Source organism: Thioalkalivibrio thiocyanodenitrificans ARhD 1, from assembly GCF_000378965.1.
GTDB lineage: Bacteria > Pseudomonadota > Gammaproteobacteria > Ectothiorhodospirales > Ectothiorhodospiraceae > Thioalkalivibrio_A > Thioalkalivibrio_A thiocyanodenitrificans.
This window is the reverse complement of sequence record NZ_KB900536.1, coordinates 62,149-82,932: the sequence shown is the minus strand read 5'-3', so window position 1 is coordinate 82,932 and position 20,784 is coordinate 62,149. Positions and strand designations below refer to the sequence as shown.

13 protein-coding genes are annotated in these 20,784 nt (G+C 65.0%); 12 read left to right on the top strand and 1 reads right to left on the bottom strand.

The genetic code is table 11. From position 1 onward, the window contains the following. The first annotated feature begins 24 nt into the window (after positions 1 to 24). The 4 genes from THITHI_RS0100315 to THITHI_RS0100300 all read left to right on the top strand — a co-directional run bounded on the left by THITHI_RS0100315 (position 25) and on the right by THITHI_RS0100300 (position 9,585). The gene (locus THITHI_RS0100315; RefSeq protein ID WP_198005551.1) at positions 25 to 4,668 is read left to right on the top strand and encodes an RHS repeat-associated core domain-containing protein; all 4,644 of its coding nucleotides are present in this window, start codon (positions 25 to 27) and stop codon (positions 4,666 to 4,668) included. 835 nt (positions 4,669 to 5,503) lie between these two features. Continuing rightward, positions 5,504 to 6,805, top strand: a complete 1,302-nt coding sequence (locus THITHI_RS0100310; RefSeq protein ID WP_018231069.1) for an Nramp family divalent metal transporter — start codon at positions 5,504 to 5,506, stop codon at positions 6,803 to 6,805. 135 nt (positions 6,806 to 6,940) lie between these two features. Further along, positions 6,941 to 8,194: a NupC/NupG family nucleoside CNT transporter gene (locus THITHI_RS0100305; RefSeq protein ID WP_018231068.1), complete on the top strand. Its 1,254-nt coding sequence runs from the start codon at positions 6,941 to 6,943 to the stop codon at positions 8,192 to 8,194. A 347-nt stretch (positions 8,195 to 8,541) separates the two neighbouring features. Continuing rightward, positions 8,542 to 9,585, top strand: a complete 1,044-nt coding sequence (locus THITHI_RS0100300) for a thioredoxin family protein (protein WP_018231067.1) — start codon at positions 8,542 to 8,544, stop codon at positions 9,583 to 9,585. Between the two features lie 39 nt (positions 9,586 to 9,624). On the opposite strand, the gene THITHI_RS0100295 is transcribed toward THITHI_RS0100300, so the two are convergent. After that, positions 9,625 to 10,485, bottom strand: coding sequence for a LysR family transcriptional regulator (locus tag THITHI_RS0100295; protein WP_018231066.1), 861 nt, complete (start codon positions 10,483 to 10,485; stop codon positions 9,625 to 9,627). A gap of 112 nt (positions 10,486 to 10,597) precedes the next feature. Here THITHI_RS0100295 and leuC point away from each other — a divergent pair, with 112 nt between their 5' ends. The 8 genes from leuC (at position 10,598) to THITHI_RS0100250 (ending at position 20,773) form a co-directional block, all read left to right on the top strand. Further along, positions 10,598 to 12,016 carry a 3-isopropylmalate dehydratase large subunit gene (leuC, locus tag THITHI_RS0100290; RefSeq protein WP_018231065.1) on the top strand — a complete coding sequence of 473 codons (1,419 nt, stop codon included), beginning with the start codon at positions 10,598 to 10,600 and terminating at the stop codon, positions 12,014 to 12,016. Between the two features lie 316 nt (positions 12,017 to 12,332). Next, positions 12,333 to 12,971, top strand: a complete 639-nt coding sequence (leuD, locus tag THITHI_RS0100280) for a 3-isopropylmalate dehydratase small subunit (RefSeq protein ID WP_018231063.1) — start codon at positions 12,333 to 12,335, stop codon at positions 12,969 to 12,971. Positions 12,972 to 13,036: 65 nt separating this feature from the next. Then, complete coding sequence (gene leuB / locus THITHI_RS0100275) at positions 13,037 to 14,116, top strand: 3-isopropylmalate dehydrogenase (protein WP_018231062.1); 1,080 nt, start codon at positions 13,037 to 13,039, stop codon at positions 14,114 to 14,116. A gap of 80 nt (positions 14,117 to 14,196) precedes the next feature. Next, positions 14,197 to 15,219 (top strand): aspartate-semialdehyde dehydrogenase, encoded by a 1,023-nt coding sequence (locus THITHI_RS0100270; protein ID WP_018231061.1) that lies wholly within the window; start codon positions 14,197 to 14,199, stop codon positions 15,217 to 15,219. Between the two features lie 134 nt (positions 15,220 to 15,353). Further along, positions 15,354 to 18,035 (top strand): FimV/HubP family polar landmark protein, encoded by a 2,682-nt coding sequence (locus THITHI_RS0100265; RefSeq protein WP_018231060.1) that lies wholly within the window; start codon positions 15,354 to 15,356, stop codon positions 18,033 to 18,035. 363 nt (positions 18,036 to 18,398) lie between these two features. Beyond that, positions 18,399 to 19,079, top strand: coding sequence for a hypothetical protein (locus THITHI_RS19675; protein ID WP_018231059.1), 681 nt, complete (start codon positions 18,399 to 18,401; stop codon positions 19,077 to 19,079). 10 nt (positions 19,080 to 19,089) lie between these two features. After that, positions 19,090 to 19,869 (top strand): tRNA pseudouridine(38-40) synthase TruA, encoded by a 780-nt coding sequence (gene truA / locus THITHI_RS0100255; RefSeq protein WP_018231058.1) that lies wholly within the window; start codon positions 19,090 to 19,092, stop codon positions 19,867 to 19,869. Between the two features lie 265 nt (positions 19,870 to 20,134). Then, positions 20,135 to 20,773 (top strand): phosphoribosylanthranilate isomerase, encoded by a 639-nt coding sequence (locus THITHI_RS0100250; RefSeq protein WP_033336882.1) that lies wholly within the window; start codon positions 20,135 to 20,137, stop codon positions 20,771 to 20,773. The last annotated feature ends 11 nt before the right edge of the window (positions 20,774 to 20,784 follow it).

Here is a 20,784-nt window from a genome sequence, read left to right as displayed (position 1 = left end):
CTTTGCGATGAATATCCCCCTTACATGACACGCATTGCCCTGGCCTGCCGGGTGTTCTACGACGGCACATGGGTTACAGGCATCTCGCCGGGTCCGACGTGCAGGGATCAGACCAGACCCATCCGGGATGAGGCGGAACTCGAACCCAGGGCCGAGGAGTTTGCGCGTCTTGCAAACGGTCACGGAGATTGCGGCTCGACGCATCTGACCTGGAGCGACTGGTTGTCGCCGGGGGAACACCTGGAATCGTCTTTCTGCTGGTCTGGAGAGCCCGAGTACGTCAACGGCGTGAACGTGTACAATCTCGGCCGCTTCGAGATCTCGGGGATCGGTTATGACCGCCACAGTGAGACCTGCAGCCGGCCCTGGAGCGAGCGTATCATCGCCCGCATGCAGCGCCCGGTGTCCTGCCCCGCGGGATATCGCCAGCGCAGCGTGGACGGCGAGGTGGAGTGCTACCGGCTCCCGGAACCCTGTGATTCGGATGTGCCTGCCCAGGTGGGCAATCCGGTCCTGGTCACCAGCGGCTCGAAGCTCCTGGATCAGCAGGATTACGCAGGCAGTGGTCCCGGGGCATTGCGCGTGGATCGTCACTACCGAAGCTTCGGTTTCTTCCTGCCCATCGGACGGGAACTTGAGGCGCCCCGGGGTTTCGGGCGCTTGTGGCGGTTCAACTACGACCGTCGGCTGTGGTTGATGCCGGACAGTCCCCGGGTGATGGCGGTGCTTCAGACCCCTCGCGGCGAGGTGCTGCAGTTCGATCACGACGGCCGCCAACTGCACGGCCGGGGTGATGAGGTGCGTCTGCGCCACGTCACGCACCCGGAACTGGTCAGTGCATGGCGCCACGACACCTCCGGCGGAGAGCGGGAGTACTACGATGGCGAGGGGCGGCTGCGATTCCTGGTTCTCGCCTCATCGGGCATCATCCACACCCTGGACTACGACGCTTCCGGTCGGCTCGAAGAGGTGCGCGATCCTTTCGGCCGCAGCCTGCGTTTCCTGTACGAAGGGGGGCCGCTGATTCGTGCCATGGTGGACCCCGCGGGCCAGCACTACCGCTATGAGTACGATGATGCCGGCAACCTCATATCGGTTCAGTACCCGGACGAGATCACCACCCGGTATCTTTATGATGAACCCGACCTGATCCTGGGCGCCCGGGGACGTGGCCTGTTGACCGGCGTGGTGGATGGCGGCGGCGTACGCAGCGCCTCGTATCAATACGACGGCGCCGGGCGTGTCGTGTTGAGCGAAGGCGCCGACGGGGTGGGGCGAACCGAACTGACCTATTCGACACGACGAACGGGCCCGCGATGGGTCAGGGATGCCTCGGGCACCGAGCTGCGATACGAGCGGACGCTCGTCAACGGACAGTGGCGCATCGGAAGCATCACCCGTACCTGTCCGGACTGCGCTTTCGGCGAGGTACGTCACTTCGAGTACGACGCCCGGGGGCGCCTCGTCGCGCAGACCGGCTGGGACGGGGTTCGTACCGAGTACACCCGGGATCATCGCGGCCGGATCAGTGAACGGCGCGAGGCTGCCGGTCGTGCGGAGGAGCGACTCACGACCATCCGATGGCATTCCGATCTGCCCCTGCCCGCAGGCCGGATCCGCGGGGCGCTTGCCACCGACTACGCCTACGACCCCATGGGGCGTCTGGTATCCCGCCGCGAGACCGATCTGGACACCGGGGAATCCCGGGAATGGACCTGGACCTACACGGCGGACGGTCTGCTCCTCGGAACCGGCGAGCCCGGTCCCGGTGGTGCGGTCACCACGCTGCGTACCTATGATCCCGCCGGGAACCTGAGCAGTGTGCAGAATGCCCTGGGTCATATCCATTACTACCAGGACCACGACGCCCACGGTAATCCGCGGCGCATCATCGACCCCAACGGCGTCACCACCGTGCTTGAGTACGACGTGCGACAGCGTCTGATCCGCCGCACCGAAGGCACGCGCACCACCTGGTTCAGCTACGACGCGTCAGGCAACCTGCGGCGCATCACCTACCCGGACGGGACTTACCTGGAGCATCACTACGACGCGGCCCATCGAATTGTCGGCGTCACCGACAGCCTCGGCAATCACCACCGCTATACCCTCGATGCAGCGGGCAACCGCCTCAGCGAGGAGCTCCTCGATCCCGAGGGAAACCTGGTGGCATTGCGCCGCCAGACATTCGATTCCCTGAACCGGCTGCGCCAGTCGCTGGGCGCTCTCGATCAGGTCACCGCGTTCTCCTATGATCTTGGGAACAATCTCGTGGCAAGCATTGATCCGTTGCAGCGCGAGACCCGCCATGCCCATGATGCCCTCAATCGCCTGATAGAAACGGTGGACCCCGCCGGCGGGCGCACGGTGCTTGGCTACGACAGTGCCGATCGCATGACCCGGCTGGTGGATTCTCGCGGCGTCACTACCACTTATGCTTACAACGCGTTCGGTGATCTGCTGGAAGAGGTCAGCCCCGATGGCGGCACCCGGACCTTCACCTATGATGGGGCCGGCAATCGCCTCACCGAGACGGATGCACGGGGCGTCACCCGTACGTTCAGCCACGACGCCCTCAACCGGCTGACCGCGATCCGCTACCCCGATCCCGCTGAGGACATCCGGTTCATCTACGACCAAGGTGCGTACGGAATCGGCCGCCTTAGCGTGATCGAGGACGCATCCGGGCGGACCGCTTACACCTACAATGCCCACGGCGATGTGATCGCCGAGGTGCGCGAATACGACGGCCTGCGTTTCGAGACCCGCTATGACTACGATCTTCATGGCCGCCTTGGCGCGGTCCACTATCCGGGCGGAGCCACCCTGCGATTCACCCACGACGCCGGCGGGCGGGTGTCCCGTCTGACGTTGGAAACCGACCTCGGCACATTCGTCCTTGGTGAGGGTCTCACCTATAGCGCCACCGGCGCGGTGACGGCCCTGCGGCTTGGCAACGGCATCCGGGTCGAGCATGACCATGACATGGATCAGCGTCTCCAGGCCGCGCGCGCTCTGCCGGTCCAGGATCTGGATCCGGCCTATGACGCCGTGGGTAACATTACTGCACTGACCGATCTGCTTGACGCCACGCGCTCCCAGGCCTTCGACTATGATGTTTTGGATCGTCTCGTCTCCGCCGTGGGGCGTTACGGGTACCGGGACTACGCGTACGACGCGGTGGGCAACCGGCTTCTGCGCGAAAGCGATGAAGGCGAGGAGCATTACGCCTATGCTGCCGACAGCAACCGCCTTCTCAGCCTGAGCGGCGGCCCGGCCCCGCGCCAGTACGCATACGACGCCAACGGCAACACGCTGGATGACGGGAGGTTCCAGTACAGCTACAACCAAGCCAACCGCCTCGCGCGGGTGCATCGATCGGGCGGTGAGGTGGCCCGATACACCCACAACGCCCTGGGTCAGCGCACCCGCAAGACCCTGCCGGGCGGCGCGGACCCGGATGACGAGCGGGCGCAGGCCGAGCGGAAGTTGACTCACCACGAGGCCGAGCTCGAGCGCCTGGAGGCTCTCGCCCGAGCGTATGAGCTTGCCGCCGTGCAAGCCGAGGATCAGGCAGAGACGCTGCTCGCTGAGGTGGCTGCGGCACGTCGCGAGGCCGGGCGTCTCGCCCATCGGGCCTCCACCCGGGCCCGCTTGGCCGATTCGCTGGAGGCGCGTGCCGATCAGCTCAACGAACAGGCCGCGGCCCGGCTGCGGGCGCAGGCCGCCCAGGCCCGCGCCGAATCCGACCGCCTTGATGCGAGTGCCGAGGAGGCCCTGGCACGAGCCGAAGCCGCCGAACAGCAGGCCGACGCGCTTATGACCGAGGCAGATGACCAGCGGGCGCTGGCCGAGGCCGCCCGGGAGGAAGCCCGCCACCATGAAGAGCAGGTGGCCTACTGGCGCGAGCTGTTGGCCGGGCTGGATTCAGAGGCCGGCACCCTCGTCGAGCAGCACCGCTACTTCATCCATGACGTCAACGGACAGCTCATCGGCGAATACGGACAGGATGGCCGGGTGGTGCGCGAGTACATCTACCTGCAGGGCGTGCCGTTTGCCATGCTGCATGGGGGCGAGGTGTACTTCTACCACACCGATCACCTGGGCACGCCAAGGCGGATGACGGATATCGAACAGCGCGTCGTATGGGACGCGGTGCAGAGCCCGTTCGGGACGGTGATCCTGAAAGTGGAGGAGATCGGAAATCCGTTGCGGTTTCCGGGGCAGTATTTTGATGGGGAGACGGGGCTGCATTACAACTACTTCAGGGACTATGACCCGGCCATCGGGCGGTATGTGCAGAGTGATCCGATTGGGCTTGCGGGTGGCTTGAATGGTTATGTTTATGCTTTGGGAAATCCATTACGTTGGTATGACTCAAATGGCCTGCGGCCAAACTGCAACGGTTGGTGGCAGTATGTAGGATTTAATCCCCAGCTTCCTCGTGTGCTGCGCTTATGCACTTGCTATTGGCTATGCCGGGACTGCGATTACCCAGTAGCGTGGAGCGGGATCAAGGAGTCTTTGCCTTCTACAACAGGGCAACTATATTTTGATCCAACTGTAAGGGGTCCTGCGGCAGGCGATATCGAAGCAGGAAATGCTTGCCTTTGTTACAGAAAGCCTGGTCCAGAGATGGAATGTAATGATGGGGGCTGCGATCAGTGATGTATCGTTTTTCGGGCATAGTTGGTATCGCATTGATCATCGTTTCATGTGCTTGTACACACGCAATGCCTGCCGAGAGAGAACTTTTGATCGTCAAAGGAGCAGAGAATATAGAGGAATATCAATTCGACGGTGGTGACCGTTTGCAAGTTACTTACTGGCTTATTCTCGAATATCCGGACCTTGCGATTGGTGAGTCTCAGTGGAAGGAGTTGAAGAAACGTGGCTGGTTGAGATGCACAGTAGAGAAACGAGGGTGGGATACCTTCCCGGATCTAGCCTCTGGAGATGGTCGCATGGTGCATCGTCATGTTAGTCATTGGGCGAAGGATGATCGACTCATAACGATCTCTCTAAGCTATTACTCTGTTCTCCGAGAGCCATCCAGGCTTATTGAGCCTGACAACAGGGTACAGCATGTGTTGATCCTGTTTGAGTCCTACAGCGACATCAGTATTATTGAGGGCCGTCTAGGAATCTCTTGTCCCTGAGAAGCCTCTGGTTGTACAAGTGTGTGTACAAGTTTGGTAATTACCCGACACACGGGGCCTCCGGCATCTGATCAGCCCGCCGCCTCCTCCGCGTTCGATTCCGCTTGATCGGGCAAACATCGTCCGGACGCTCTCTGGTCTATGGGGCAAGGGGACCGTCGTCAAGTCGTTTTTCCTGGGACTCTGTCCCGGGATCGGACTGGCCTGCTCCTCGCTTCTGCCTGACGACGCTGTCATGGCCACCGGCCGGGGTGGTCTTTACTTCGAATTTCCCTATAATTCGGCCCTGATCCGGCGCGGTCTGTCTTCGCCTTCTCAAATTCGCTGATCTTCTGGAGCCAAGAATGCGTTCTTCCTCCAAGGCCGCGCTGCGTGCCGCAATTGGTCCGGGCCTTTTGATGGCAGGGGCTGCGGTTGGTGTTTCTCACCTGGTGCAGGCAACCCGCAGCGGCGCCGAGTACGGGCTGCTGCTGATCCCAGTGGTGCTGCTGGCCTGCCTGATCAAGTATCCCTTCCTGGAGTTCGGTCCGCGCTATGCGGCGGCCACGGGCCACAATCTTCTGGTCGGGTATCGCCGCCTCGGACGGTGGGCGCTGTGGCTGTATGTCCTGGTCACCGTGGGCACGGTGTTTCCGATTCAGGCTGTCGTCACGCTGACCACCGCCGGGCTGTTTGCGCTGGTGTTCGATGTGGACATGTCGGTTACGCTGATCTCGGCGATGGTGCTGACCGCCTGTATCGTTTTTCTCATGATCGGGGCCTACAAGGGCCTGGACCTGGGCATGAAGATCATCATGGCGGCACTCAGTGTGTCCACCTTCGTCGCGGTGATGCTCGCTTTCCGGGAGGCGCCTGACTGGGGTGCGATCTCGGGCGTCGCGGAGTGGTCACGCCTGTGGTCGCTGGCCGGGCTTGGCTTCGTGCTGGCACTGCTCGGCTGGATGCCCATTCCGCTGGACGTGGCCGCGTGGCACTCCATCTGGACCCAGGAGCGTGCGCGCAGCACCGGTCACGCGCCCAGCGTGCGCGATGCCGTCTTCGATTTCCGTCTGGGCTATGCCGGGGCCACGGTGATTGCGGTCTTCTTCATTCTGCTCGGCGCCTTGCTGATGTACAGCGCGGGGGCCAGCTTCGCGACCGGGGCAGCCGCCTTCTCGGCGCAACTGGTCGACATGTATGCACAATCACTGGGGGAGTGGAGCCGGTCCCTTATCGCCGTCGCCGCCCTGACCACAATGTTCTCCACCACCCTGGCCGTCACCGATGCCTATCCGCGTGTGCTCGCCGCTCTGCTGGGCATGCTGCAGGATCACGGTGACGAGCCCCGGCAGGTCGATCCATCGCGCAAGGGCCGGCGTGATGTGGACTGGTGGGGCTACCGGATCGGTCTGCTGGTGATCGCGTCCGGCGCGCTGCTGCTGATCTGGTTTGCCGGCGCGCAGTTCACCCGCTTCGTGGATGTCGCCACCATCCTGTCGTTTCTCTCCGCCCCCATCCTCGCCTGGATTACCTTCCGGGTGGTGACTTCCCCGGATATGCCGGCCGAGGCGCGTCCGGGGCCCGGTCTGAGGGCGCTCGCCTGGGTCGGGTTCATCCTTCTGCTGGGCTTTTCCCTGGTCTGGGCCGCCTGGCGACTCTGGGCGTGATCGGGCGATGGGGGCCGCAGGGGTTCCGGGTCATGAGGCGCGCGTGACGCATCGAGTCCGCGGATCGCAGGGAGCGCAGCAGGTCCGTACGCGGAAGGCGTTACGTCATGTGCCCGGTGCGCCAGGGGGATCATTGTGATCGCCTTGCAGGCCATGCTGGGGCTCGGCGTGTTCGTCGGCATCGCCTGGCTGCTCAGCGAGCACAAGCGGCGTTTTCCATGGCGCGAGGTGCTCGCCGGTCTGGCGCTGCAGCTCGGCATCGCCGCCCTGCTGCTGGGCGTGCCCGCGGCCCGCCATCTGTTCCTCTGGGCCAATACGGCAGTGATCGCGCTGACCGACGCCACCCGGGCGGGGACCGCCTTCGTCTTTGGTTACATCGGCGGCGGCGAACCGCCCTTCCGCCCCGACGGGGCGGGCTCGAGCTTCGTGCTGGCGTTTCAGGCCCTGCCGCTCATCCTGGTGCTGAGCGCCCTCTCGGCGCTGCTGTTCTACTGGCGCGTTCTGCCGGTGCTGATTCGCGGCGCTTCCCTGGTGCTGCAGCGCGCCTTCGGTATCGGCGGGGCGCTCGGGGTGGGCACCGCGGCCAACGTGCTCCTGAGCATGGTGGAATCGCCCCTGGTGATCCGCCCCTATCTGAAAGAGATGAACCGCAGCGAGCTGTTCGCGCTGATGTCCGTGGGCATGGCAACCCTGGCCGGCACCATGCTGGTTCTTTACGCCAGCATCATCGGCACGGTGCTGGACGATGCCCTGGGCCATCTGATCGTGGCCTCCCTGATCAGCCTGCCGGCGGCCCTGCTGATTGCCACCGTGATGATTCCGCCGACGGCGCCTTCCACCGCGGGTGAACTGATGCCCGAACCCGAGCCGGTCACCAGCGCCATGGACGCGATCACGCGCGGCGCACTGCGCGGGCTGGAACTGCTGTTCCAGATCGTCGCGCTTCTGGTGGTGGTCATCGCTCTGGTCGCGCTGGTGAACGCCATGCTGGCCGCGCTGCCTGCGGTGGCCGGTGAGGCGCTCAGTCTGGAACGCATGCTCGGATGGGGATTCGCGCCGCTGGCGTGGCTGATGGGCATTCCCTGGGCGGAGGCCCATGTGGCCGGGTCGTTGCTCGGCGTGAAGACCATCCTCAACGAGATGGTTGCCTTCCTGCAGCTGGCCGAACTCGGCGAGGATGCCCTCTCCACGCGCAGTGAGGTCATTCTGATCTACGCCCTCGGCGGTTTTGCCAATCTCGGCAGCCTGGGGATCCTGATCGGCGGTCTCGGGGCCCTGGTGCCGGAGCGCCGCAGCGAGATCGTGGCCCTCGGCCTGCGTTCCATCGTTGCCGGCACCCTCGCCACGCTGATGACCGGGGCGGTCGTCGGCCTGCTCGGCTTCGCGTGAGCGGGATTAGTGACGCGTGGCGGGAATGGCGCAGCGCCATCGTGTCGAGATGACTGTTCATCGTGCGCAACGTGATGATGTGCATCTCCGTGATCGCGCCGGTGCGTCGGTCGGACGCGAAATCCCTTCATGATTGCCGGGTTTGCAACCGGCCCGGCTGACTGCTAAATAAACAGGATGAGGCCATCGTGGTCCCGGATTCCCGGGGCCGCCTCGTTTCTCCAGCGGGGTGTCAGCACCCTGGAGGCCCGGCGCCGTAGTTCTGTATGGTTGTCTGGCAGATCGAAAGCGGTGTCTCCCGCCCCTGATCGTGCGATCGGCCCCCGTTCCCGAGGAGGGCACGTGCCATGCGATATCTGATTCACCCCGTATGGGTCACATTGTTCCTGTTGCTTGCGTGGGCGCCCGCACAGTCCAGCACGGAGCGACTTGAGCCCGGCTTCGTGAATCCGGGATGGGTGGAACCGCCGGAGTGGTTCAGGGAGACCTTCCTGGATATCCGCGAGGACATCGACGACGCGGCGGCAGAGGGCCGCCGGCTGATGATCTATTTCTATCAGGACGGTTGCCCGTACTGCGAGCGCCTGATTCGCGACAACTTCGCGCAGCAGGATATCGTGGACAAGACCCGCAAGTACTTCGATGTCGTGTCCATCAACATGTGGGGCGCCCGGGAAGTGACCAACCTGGATGGCGAGGAGGTCACCGAGGCGGATTTCGCCCGCAGCGTGCGGGTGCAGTACACGCCCACGCTGCTCATGTTCGACGAATCCGGCGAGGTGGTGGCGCGCATCAACGGCTACTTCCCGCCCCATCGCTTCCGGGTGGCGCTGGACTACATCGGGGAGCGCAGGGAGAACGACATGACCTTCCCGGAATATCTTGCCAAGGTCGGCGAGGAACCGGCCTCGGGCAAGCTGCACGTGCGCGATGAATGGATGACGCCGCCCTTCGACCTCTCCGAGGTCATCAACGGCAGCGACCGTCCGTTGCTGGTGTTCTTCGAGCAGCAGCAATGCTCGGCCTGCGACGAGCTGCACACGGACATCCTGGTGCGTGAGGACAGCGAGGAACTGCTGCAGCAGTTCGACATCGCCCACGTGGATATCTGGTCCCGGGATACGCTGACCACCCCCTGGGGCGAGACCATGGAAGCCCGGGAATGGGCCCGCGACATGAACGTGATCTTTACGCCAACCATGGTGTTCATCCACCCGGAGGACGGCGAGGTGATCCGCACCGAGGGCTATTTCCGCACATTCCACGTGCAGGGAGTGATGCATTACGTGCTCAGCGGCGCGTACAGGGAACAGCCGGAGTTGCAGCGCTATCTCGATGCGCGTGCCTACGAGCTGCGCGACCAGGGCATCGAAGTCAATCTCATGGACTGACCGGATGGCTGCCGGGACACCGGCGTTCATCATGCGCCATCACGACAGGGCCAGCAGCTCCAGCATGGTCCGGGCGGCATTGGAGTGGGTGCGCTCCCGGTGTACCACGGTGCCGAGATGGCGCGCCGGCCTAAGGCCCGTGACGGGCAGGACGCGCAATGAATCGTCCAGAAGTGTTTCCGGCAGCAGGCTCCAGCCCATGCCGATCGAGACCAGCATCCGGATGGTTTCCAGATAGGTGGTTTCCACGATGCGCCGGGGTACGATGCCGTGCGTGCGCAATGCGGTGTCGATGATCTCCCGTGTGAATGTGCCCGGCGGCGGCAGGACCGCGTCATGATCGCTCAGGCAGCAGGCGCCTTCCGACGTCAGGGGATGGTCCCGGGCCGCCACAGGCAGCAACGGGTCCTCCCAGACGGTCCGTGTGCGCAACTGCGGGTGTTGCGCTTCCGGCAGGGTCACCACTGCCAGGTCCACATCACCGTGGGCCACCGCGTGACAGGCCTCCTCCGATTCCATGAAGCGGATGTCCAGATCCACCGCCGGATAGGTGCGGGTGAAGGCCTTTAGCACCGGTGGCAACCGGTGCAGGCCCACGTGATGGGAGGTGGCCAGCCAGAGCGGGCCAGCCACCTGGCCGCTCAGGTTGTCCAGGCTGCGGCGCGCCTCGTCCAACCCGGCCAGGATGTGGCGCGCCTGGGGCAGCAGGACCCGGCCCGCCTCGGTGAGGTTGACACGTCGCCCGATGCGGTCGAACAGGCGCTGGCCAAGCGTGTCCTCCAGGGCGGCGACGCGCTTGCTGACGGCTGGCTGCGTCAGGTGCAGGCGCTCCGCCGCCAGGGAGAAGGAGCGGCTTTCGGCCACGGCCAGGAAGGTGTGCAGGTGGTCCAGATCCATCATGCGCCCGGTTTATGAATTCCATTATGGAATCTAGCACATAAAAAACATGAATTTGAGTTATCTGATAGGCCGCCCTAGACTGCTTCCATCACCGTAAGCGGGAGTGCCTCGAATGACCGGCAAGACCCTCTATGACAAGCTGTGGGATGCCCACGTGGTGCGGTCCGAGGCGGACGGCACGGCGCTGCTCTATATCGACCGTCACCTGGTCCACGAGGTGACCTCGCCCCAGGCCTTCGAGGGCCTGCGCCTTGCCGGGCGCAAGCCCTGGCGCACGGATACCGTACTGGCGGTGCCGGATCACAATGTGCCCACCACCCATCGGGATCAGGGTATCAGCGACCCGGTGTCCCGTATCCAGGTGGAGACCCTGGACGCCAACGTGCACGAGTTCGGCATCACCTTCTTCCCCATGAACGACGTGCGCCAGGGCATCGTGCACGTGATCGGCCCGGAACAGGGCGCGACGCTGCCGGGCATGACCGTGGTGTGCGGTGATTCCCACACCTCCACCCACGGGGCCTTCGGCGCGCTTGCTTTCGGCATCGGCACCTCCGAGGTGGAGCATGTACTGGCCACCCAGTGCCTGCTGCAGAAGAAGATGAAGAACATGCTGGTGTCGGTGGACGGCAAGGCGGGCCCGGGCGTGACCGCCAAGGACATCGTGCTGGCCGTCATCGGCGAGATCGGCACCGCCGGTGGCACCGGCTACGCCATCGAATTCGGCGGCGAGGCCATCCGGACGCTGTCCATGGAGGGCCGCATGACCGTGTGCAACATGGCCATCGAGGCCGGCGCCCGGGCGGGCATGGTGGCGGTGGACGACACCACCATCGAGTACGTCAAGGGTCGGATCTACGCACCCAGCGGCGAATTGTGGGACAAGGCCGTGGCCGCGTGGCGCGAACTGCACAGTGACGCCGACGCCCGCTTTGACAGGGTGGTGCGCATCGACACCGCGTCCATCGCCCCCCAGGTGAGTTGGGGCACCTCGCCCGAGATGGTGGCGCCGGTGACCGGCCGGGTGCCGGATCCGGCCGAGGCCACGGACCCGGTGAAGGCGTCCGGCATGAAGCGGGCCCTGGAGTACATGGGGCTCGAGCCCAATACACCCATCGAGCAGATCTATATCGACAAGGTGTTCATCGGTTCGTGCACCAACTCGCGCATCGAGGATCTGCGCGCGGCCGCCGCCGTGGTGCGCGGGCGCCGCGTGGCGGAGAATGTGAAGCTCGCCATGGTGGTACCCGGCTCCGGGCTGGTGAAGCGGCAGGCCGAGGAGGAGGGGCTGGACAAGGTCTTCCTGGAGGCGGGTTTCGAGTGGCGCGAGCCGGGTTGCTCCATGTGCCTGGCGATGAACGCCGACCGGCTGGAGCCGGGGGAGCGGTGTGCCTCCACCTCCAACCGGAATTTTGAAGGGCGGCAGGGCCAGGGCGGGCGCACCCACCTGGTGAGCCCTGCCATGGCAGCCGTGGCGGCGGTGAGCGGTCATTTCGCGGATGTACGCACCGTGACCCCGTCCGGCGGCTGATCGTTGTCTCGTCAGTAAGGAGGACCGACATCATGCGCATGCTGATTGTGGTACTGGCTGTATTGATGCTCCTTGGCCTGAGTGGTTGCGAGAACATGAGGGGCCAGGGTGAGGGTGGCGAACCGGCTCGCGAAGCGCCTTCCGGCTACTGAGCGGGAGAGGTGAGACCTCAGGCGTGACGGACACGCTCCGTGCGCCTGAAGATTGCAGATGGGCTGACGGTCCGCGGGGCCGTGAAGGCCACGGGCCTGAACGTGCGGACTTCGGATGCAGGCAGATCCGGGTCAGCGTACAGACAAGCAGGAGAGATGATCTCATGAAACCCCTGACCACGGTCGATGGTGTCGTGTTGCCACTGGACCGCTCCAATGTGGACACCGATGCCATCATCCCGAAGCAGTACCTGAAGTCGGTCAAGCGCACCGGCTTCGGGCCGAACCTGTTCGACGACTGGCGTTACCTGGAGCCGGGCGAGCCCGGCATGGACCATTCCGGGCGCAAGCCGAACCCGGACTTCGTGCTCAACGACCCCCGCTACCGGGGTGCGGAGATCCTGCTGGCGCGCAAAAACTTCGGCTGCGGCTCGTCCCGGGAGCACGCAGTGTGGGCGCTCACCGACTTCGGCATCCGGGTGGTCATCGCGCCGAGCTTTGCCGACATCTTTTTCGGCAACAGCTTCAAGAACGGCCTGCTCCCGATCGTCCTGGACGAAGTCGTTGTGGACCGCCTGTTCGAAGAGGTGTCCGCCACGCCCGGTTACCGCCTCAAGGTGGACCTGGCCGCGCAGACGGTCACGACCCCGTCCGGCGAGGCGTTCGATTTCGAGGTGGGCGAGTTCCACAAGCACTGCCTGCTCAACGGCCTGGACGACATCGGCCTCACCCTGCAGCACGCCGACGAGATCCGCGCCTACGAACAGCGCCGCCGCGCCGAGGCGCCGTGGCTGTTTCGGTGATTCGAGGAATCCTGTTCATCCTGTCCATTCGCCTTTTCTCAAGAAAGTAACCAAGGAAGCCAAACATGACCAAGAAGATCCTGGTGCTGCCGGGTGACGGAATCGGCCCCGAGATCGTGGCCGAGGCCACCAAGCTGCTGAACGCGCTGCGCCGGGACCACGGTCTCGACGTGGAGCTGGAAGAGGCCCCCGTGGGCGGCGCCGGCTATGACGCCGCCGGTGTGCCCCTGCCCGATGACACCCTGGAACTCGCCAGGGAGGCGGACGCCGTGCTGCTCGGTGCCGTGGGAGGGCCGCAGTACGACACCCTGGACTGGGAACTGCGCCCCGAGCGGGGGCTGCTGGGCCTGCGCGCGGAACTCAATCTGTTCGCCAACCTTCGACCGGCGATCCTCTACCCGCAGCTGGCCTCCGCCTCGGCGCTCAAGCCCGAGATTGTGGGGGGGCTGGACATCATGATCCTGCGTGAACTGACCGGCGGGGCGTATTTCGGGGAGCCCCGGGGTATCCGCATCCGCGATGATGGTGTGCGCGAGGGGGTGAACACGATCGTCTATAACGAGCATGAAATCGAGCGCATCGCCCGCAGCGGCTTCGATATCGCCATGAAGCGTGGCAAGCGGCTCTGCTCGGTAGACAAGGCCAACGTGCTGGAGGTATCCCAGCTCTGGCGCGAGGTCGTGGTCCGGGTGGCCGCCGACTTCCCTCAGGTCGAGTTGTCTCACATGTACGTGGACAACGCCGCCATGCAGCTGGTGCGGGCGCCGAAGCAGTTCGACGTGATCGTGACCGAGAATATGTTCGGCGATATCCTGTCCGACGCCGCCGCCATGCTCACGGGCTCTATCGGCATGTTGCCGTCGGCATCCCTGAACTCGGAGGGCCGCGGCATGTACGAGCCCATCCACGGCTCGGCGCCTGACATCGCGGGGCAGGGCGTAGCCAACCCCCTGGCCACCCTGCTGTCGGTCAGCATGATGCTGCGCTACTCCCTCAAAGAGGGCGCCCTGGCCGAGCGTGTGGATGTCGCGGTGAGCCGGGTCCTGGACCGCGGCCTGCGCACCCCGGACATCTGGACCGAGGATTGCGAGAAGGTGGGTACCGTTGCCATGGGTGACGCGGTCGTGGCGGCACTGGAGCCCTGAGCCGTGCCGCAATGGACAGGACGGGCAGGATTGTTCACGATGGGCCGGATGGCCGACAGCAGATTCAAGAGAGAACCCAGATGAGCCAGACATTCGATGTTGCGGTAGTGGGCGCTACGGGCGCCGTGGGTGAAACCATGCTTTCCATCCTTGCCGAGCGGGATCTTCCCCTGGGCGAGGTCTACGCCGTGGCCAGCGAGCGGTCCGCCGGCTCCCGGGTGAAGTTCGGGGACCGCCACCTGGTCGTGCAGGACCTGGCGAAGTTCGACTTCTCCAGGGTGCAGATCGGCCTGTTCTCGCCGGGCGCGTCGGTGTCCAGGGAGTACGCCCCCAAGGCCGCCGCCGCCGGTTGCGTGGTGATCGACAACACCTCCCAGTTCCGCTACGACGACGATATCCCCCTGGTGGTGCCGGAGGTAAATCCGCACGCAGTGGCCCGTTACACCAACCGGGGGATCATCGCCAACCCCAACTGTTCCACCATCCAGATGCTTGTGGCGCTCAAGCCGATCCAGGACGTCGCGGGCATCGAGCGCATCAACGTTGCCACTTACCAGGCGGTCTCCGGCACCGGCAAGGAGGCCATCGAGGAACTGGCCGGTCAGACGGCGAATCTGCTTAACGGCAAGCCCGTGGACATGCATGTCTATCCCAAGCAGATCGCCTTCAACGTGCTGCCGCATATCGATGTGTTCCTGGAGAACGGTTACACCAAGGAAGAAATGAAGATGGTCTGGGAGACCCGCAAGATCATGGAAGACGACAGCATCCAGGTGAATCCCACCGCCGTGCGGGTTCCGGTCTTCTATGGGCATTCCGAAGCCGTGCATATCGAAACCCGGGAGAAGATCAGCGCCGAGCAGGTCCGGGACCTGCTGTCCAGGGCCCCGGGCGTGGTGGTCATGGACGAGCGCAAGGACGGCGGGTACCCCACCGCGGTGACCGAAGGTGCGAACCATGACGCAGTTTATGTAGGCCGAATCCGGGAGGATATTTCCCATCCTCGGGGGATCGATCTGTGGGTGGTGGCGGACAACGTCCGCAAGGGCGCGGCACTCAATAGTATCCAGATCGCAGAAATTTTGATAAAAGACTATTTGTAGCCTATAGTTACGCCATATAATTAGATTCGACATGACAATGCCGATGGCCATGGCGTGCGTCGCCAGGGATCAGGGGGGAGGCTTCCCGGATGAGGGAACGCCCATCGAACACCACAAGGCTAAGGGGAAGATCTGTGCGCAGACTGGTGATGGGCATGGCCCTCCTGGGGCTATTTCTCGTTCCAGGCCTCTCGCAGGCGCTGGGGCTCGGCGACATTGAGGTTCGTTCGGCGCTGAACCAGCCGCTGGATGCGGAGATCGAACTGGTCTCGGTGCGAAGCGGCGAAATGGAGGACCTGCAGGTCCGCCTGGCGCCGGAGGCCCTGTACCGGCGCCTGGGCATCGAGCGCTCGGGCCTGGTCACCCGGTTGAGCTTCCGGCCCGAAACCTTGCCCGACGGGCGTCACGTGATCCGGGTGACCACCCGTGATCCGGTCCGCGAACCCTTCGTCAACTTCCTCATCGAGGCCTCCTGGCCGGCCGGCCGGCTGGTCCGCGAATACACCCTCCTGCTGGATCCCCCGGTGATGTTCGACGCACGGGAGGAACCCGCCCGTGCACCCGCGCCCGAGGCGCGCCCGGCCGAACCCCGTCCCGATCCGGCGCCCCGTGCCGAGGCGCCGCGCCGTGAGGTGCCCGGGTCATACACCGTCCAGAGTGGCGACACCCTCTGGAATGTCGCCCGGAATCTGCGTCCTGACGCGGATGTCAGCATGGAGCAGATGATGCTGGCGCTGCTTCGCGCCAATCCCGAGGCCTTTGCCGACGGCAATATCAACAACCTGCTCAGCGGTTTCGTGCTGCGTGTGCCGGACAGGGCCGAGATCGATCGGCTGGACCGGGCCGAGGCCAGCCGCGAGGTGGCTCGCCAGAACAGCCTGTGGCAGGAGTACCGTGCGCGCGTGGCCGAAGAGACCCGGCCTCAGGTGCCCGCACCGCCCGCACCGGCGGAGCCTGCGGTCGCCGACGCACAACCGGATGATCCCGCCGAGGCTGATGACGCCCGCCTGGAAATACTGGCTGCCCGGGAAGGGGGCGGCCCCGTCGCTGAACTGCAACAGGAACTGGACCTTGCCCGGGAAACAGCGGAGGCGCGTACCCGCGAGGCGGAGGAACTGCGCTCCCGGGTGGCCGAGCTTGAGGCGCTGTTGGAACGTAGCGAGCGGTTTCTGGAACTGACCAACGAGCAGATGGCTGAACTGCAGGCCCGCCTCGACAGCGGCGAAGGTCGTGATCCGGCCGCACCGCAGGAGCCCGCGGAGGCAGACGTTGCGGACGAAGTCCCCGCCACGGTCGACGGCGAGGCGGAGCCCATGGCGGCCGAACCCGTGCCGGAGGAGCCCGCCGCGCCGGTGGTCGATGAGCCCGCGGCGGAACCCCGGGCGGCGACCCCGCCGGCCCCTGCCGAACCGGCCCGGCCCGCCAGCATGATTGATGACCTGATGGGCCATCCCAACGCCCTGATGATTGTCGGCCTGCTGGCCCTGCTGGTCCTGGCGCTGGCGTGGCTCATGGTCCGCCGGATGAGGCGTTCCGGGGCTGAAGACTCGTCTCTGGCCCTGGCCACGCCAGCCGGCACCGGTATGGATATGGGCGCGGGCGCTCTCGCCGGTGCCGCGGCAGGCGGCGCCGCCGCAGGGATACTGGCCGGTGACCGGAGCGAAGCGTCCGATGCGGAGAGGCTGGAGATTGAGGAATCTCCCGGGGCCGCGGTCGCCGATGAAGCGCCCGAATCCCGTGTGGGAGAAGAACTCGAGGCCGCCGATGCCGAGGCGAAATCCACCGCCGCGGTATCCGAGGAGCATGAGGAGATTATCAATGACGACACCATCGCTGAGGTGGACGTCTACCTGGCCTATGGCCTTTACAGTCAGGCGGAGGATCTTCTGAAGCAGGCCATCGAGGAACACCCGGACCGGGTGGATTACCGCTTCAAGCTGGCGGAAACCCATTTCGCCACCCGCAATACCGAAGCCTTCGAGGCCAATGCACAACAGATGCAAGAGGTCCTGGCGGGACAACCCAGCAAGTTGTGGGACCGGGTCCAGTCCATGGGCAAGGATCTCAATCCGGACAATCCCCTGTTCACCGGTGCCGCGGCGATGGCGGGAACGGGTGGCGGTCATGGCGCCGACGAAGAGGATCTGGATGCCGCCTTCGGGGACCTGGAAGGCTCGCTGGACGACCTGGAGCAGGCTGCCGAGCAGGACCTGGTGGAGGAGGCCGAAGAACCCCGGGCCGAGGGAGCGCCGCAGGCGCCCGGAACCCGGCCGGCTGAGGCGGGGGACGACGAACTCGAGTTCGACCTGGGCGAACTCGAGCTGGACGCCGACCGCCTGGATGTGGATCTGCACGATGCAGGGGCCGCGCTGACCGAGGACACGGGCGAAGAGGACGCCCCGGCGCCGACACTGTCGGACCCGTCCGAGGACGACACGCGAGTGGCGGAGCTGCCCGAACTCGACGTTCCCGTGGAGCCGGAGGGCGATCTGGACGACACGGTCATGGAGGACTTCTCCGGACGTACTGCCGGAAGCCTGCACGACGATGCCACCGAGATCATGGAGGAGGACTTCTCCGACATGGATTTCCTGGAAGACGGCACGGGGGAAGGTGACGCGTCGTTTGTGTCCGACGATGAGCCTGTCGAACAGCTTGCCGACGACGATGAAGTCAGCACCAAGCTGGATCTGGCTCGGGCATACATCGACATGGGAGATCCGGAGGGTGCTCGCAGTACCCTGGAAGAGGTGCTGTCCGAGGGGAACGACGAACAGAAACGTGAGGCGAAGTCGCTTCTCGATCAGATCGCCTAGGACACTTCGCGGCCCGTCAGACCGATGGGATCCTGTATGCCTGATGCACGAATCACGGGTGCGGTGCGTCGCTGACGGGCCGCACCCGTTGTCTTTTCGCCCCTTTGAGTTCAGTGTCCCCGCAGGCGTACAGTAAGTCGCCTTCCCGGATCTCATGATGTCAGCGATGCGCCACCGGTCACCCAGCCCGCATATCTCACCACCGTTCGCAGCGAGGGCGTCGGGATGCCGATGTGGCGGGGCGCACGCGGTGGAAGATGGCGTAGCCGACACCGCGTCAAGCCGGCTGGTGCGAGCACGCCCCGCGGCAGCGCGCCGATCGGCGGCCGCAACAGAAGGGTGGTGAGAATGCGGGCTGGAGACATGCATCCCGCGCTTCGCGTCCTTGGCGTGATGCTGTTCATCCCCGTCGTGGCGCACGGCGGCCTGTTGGCGGGTCTTGTGGCGGGCGCGGGTGTGGCTGTCCTGCTCACCGGTGTCGGCCCAACCGCTTGGCGCCGTTGCCTGGATCTGAATCGCCGTCTGCGCTGGTTCTTCGTCTCCATCATCCTGCTCTACGGTTGGTTCACGCCCGGACGTGAGGTACTGCCCGCCGCGGATCCCCTGTCGCCGACCCTGGAAGGACTGCTGCTCGGCCTTGGCCGCGTCATGATTCTCGCCATCATCGTGGGTGCCGTGGTGTGGCTGCTGGCGCGCAGCTCACGCGAGGAGCTGGTGGGCGCCATCCTGTGGCTCACGGCCCCACTGGCCGGACTGGGATTCCCCCGGGAGCGTTTCGCCGTGCGCCTGGTCCTGACGCTGGAGGTAGTGCCCCGACTGCACCCGCTGGTGGCCGAGGCGCGGGATGCCGGTCCCGGCACCGGGGACATGACCTGGGCGGGGCGTGCCAGGGCCCTCATTGATCGCGTCATTCAGCAGGCCGCCGAGGCGTCACCCGGGCCCATGGAGATCTCGATGCCCGGCCGTCCGCGATGGCATCACTGGTTGATGCTGTGCGTTGTGCTGGCGCCCCTGTTTGCGCTCGCCCTGTGGCGTCCTCTCTGAGCGCAAGGCCATGAAGCGCATCGCTCTGGGTCTGGAATATGACGGCTCCGTCTTCTGCGGCTGGCAGACGCAGAAGCATGGGCGCAGTGTTCAGGCCTGCGTGGAAAAGGCCTTGAGCCAGGTTGCGGACCATCCGGTCCGTGTGGTCTGTGCCGGTCGTACCGACGCGGGCGTGCATGCCATGGCCCAGGTGATTCATTTCGATACCGCGTCTGAACGCAGCCCCCGTTCCTGGGTGCTCGGGGGCAACAGCAATCTGCCGCCGGAGATCAGTCTCCTCTGGGCACGCGAAGCGCAGGCGAGCTTCAGTGCCCGCTTCTCCGCCTGCAGCCGGCGTTATCGCTATGTGATCTTCAATCGTTGGGTGCGCCCTGCCGTCTTTCACCGGCGGGTGACGTGGCACCATCGCCCGCTGGATGCCTCCTGCATGCACGAGGCGGGGCAGCGACTCCTGGGCGAATGGGACTTCACCAGTTTCCGGGCCGTGGGCTGCCAGGCGAAGAGCCCCGTGCGCACCCTACTGTCCCTGGACGTGACCCGGCACGGGGATTTCATCTACCTGGACGTGCACGCCAATGCCTTCCTGCATCACATGGTGCGCAACATCGCCGGCGTGCTGATGGCCGTGGGAGAGGGGGAGCGGCCGGTGGGGTGGGTTTCGGAGGTGCTGCACGCCCGGGATCGCACCCTCGGCGGTGTGACGGCGCCGCCGGATGGGCTGTATCTGGTGCATGTGGAGTATGAGCCGGAGACCGGGATTGTATTGGAGCCGGTGTTGCCGTCGTTCTGAGCCCGGATTCCGGGGGGCTTGAGATGGGCCTCGGGGGAACGTCGGCGGACGATCGACGTGGAATATAACTTCAAAGGCTTTTCGAGCCCCGCGCAGCGGGGATCGAAAGCCTTGGACTTAGAGAATCGGGAGTGTCAGAGCCCGGATGACCTCCGGCCCGGTACGCCCATACCCGGAATACCCATACCCCCGGCGCTCACACTTAGTACAACCCCCTGATTTCTGATAGTGTACCGCTTCCTCCGAGGCGCCTTGGTCAGCACCCATGACAATTCCCCGGACCCGGGTCAAAATCTGTGGCATCACCCGCATGGAGGATGCACTCGCCGCGGCCATGGCGGGTGCCGATGCGGTGGGGTTCGTGTTTTATGCCCGGAGCCCCCGGGCGGTGACCCCGGAGGCGGCGCGAGAGATGGCGCTGGCCATGCCGCCGTTCGTGAGCCGGGTCGGCCTGTTCGTGGACGCGGCCCCGGATACGGTGGCGGCCATCCTGGACACGGTCCCCCTGGACCTGCTTCAGTTCCACGGGGATGAATGCCCCGCGGACTGTGACGCGATCGGCCGGCCGTACCTGAAGGCGGTGCCCATGGCGCCGGGCACGGACCCGGTGGCCTACATGGATACCTATCCGCATGCCGCCGGTTTTCTGCTGGACAGCCACGGCAACGGCAGGACGGGCGGCACGGGCGAGACTTTTGACTGGGACCGGATCCCGCGTGATCTGCGCCATTGCCTGGTGCTGGCGGGCGGGCTCAACCCGGAGAATGTGGCCGAAGCGGTGCGCAGTGTGCGCCCGTGGGCCGTGGATGTGAGTACGGGCGTGGAGGCGCGGCCCGGGATCAAGGATTCCGCGCGCATGCAGGCCTTTGTAGACGAGGTGAAACGCGTTGACTGCAACCCCTGAAACCAGGCGTT

Bases quoted from the DNA above. Each gene is read 5' to 3' on its own strand.
- THITHI_RS0100315 (WP_198005551.1), top strand. From the start codon at position 25: ATGACACGCATTGCCCTGGCCTGCCGGGTGTTCTACGACGGCACATGG.
- leuD (WP_018231063.1), top strand. From the start codon at position 12,333: ATGAAACCCCTGACCACGGTCGATGGTGTCGTGTTGCCACTGGACCGC.
- leuC (WP_018231065.1), top strand. From the start codon at position 10,598: ATGACCGGCAAGACCCTCTATGACAAGCTGTGGGATGCCCACGTGGTG.
- THITHI_RS19675 (WP_018231059.1), top strand. From the start codon at position 18,399: ATGCATCCCGCGCTTCGCGTCCTTGGCGTGATGCTGTTCATCCCCGTC.
- THITHI_RS0100295 (WP_018231066.1), bottom strand. From the start codon at position 10,485: ATGATGGATCTGGACCACCTGCACACCTTCCTGGCCGTGGCCGAAAGC.
- THITHI_RS0100310 (WP_018231069.1), top strand. From the start codon at position 5,504: ATGCGTTCTTCCTCCAAGGCCGCGCTGCGTGCCGCAATTGGTCCGGGC.
- leuB (WP_018231062.1), top strand. From the start codon at position 13,037: ATGACCAAGAAGATCCTGGTGCTGCCGGGTGACGGAATCGGCCCCGAG.
- truA (WP_018231058.1), top strand. From the start codon at position 19,090: ATGAAGCGCATCGCTCTGGGTCTGGAATATGACGGCTCCGTCTTCTGC.
- THITHI_RS0100250 (WP_033336882.1), top strand. From the start codon at position 20,135: ATGACAATTCCCCGGACCCGGGTCAAAATCTGTGGCATCACCCGCATG.
- THITHI_RS0100270 (WP_018231061.1), top strand. From the start codon at position 14,197: ATGAGCCAGACATTCGATGTTGCGGTAGTGGGCGCTACGGGCGCCGTG.
- THITHI_RS0100300 (WP_018231067.1), top strand. From the start codon at position 8,542: ATGCGATATCTGATTCACCCCGTATGGGTCACATTGTTCCTGTTGCTT.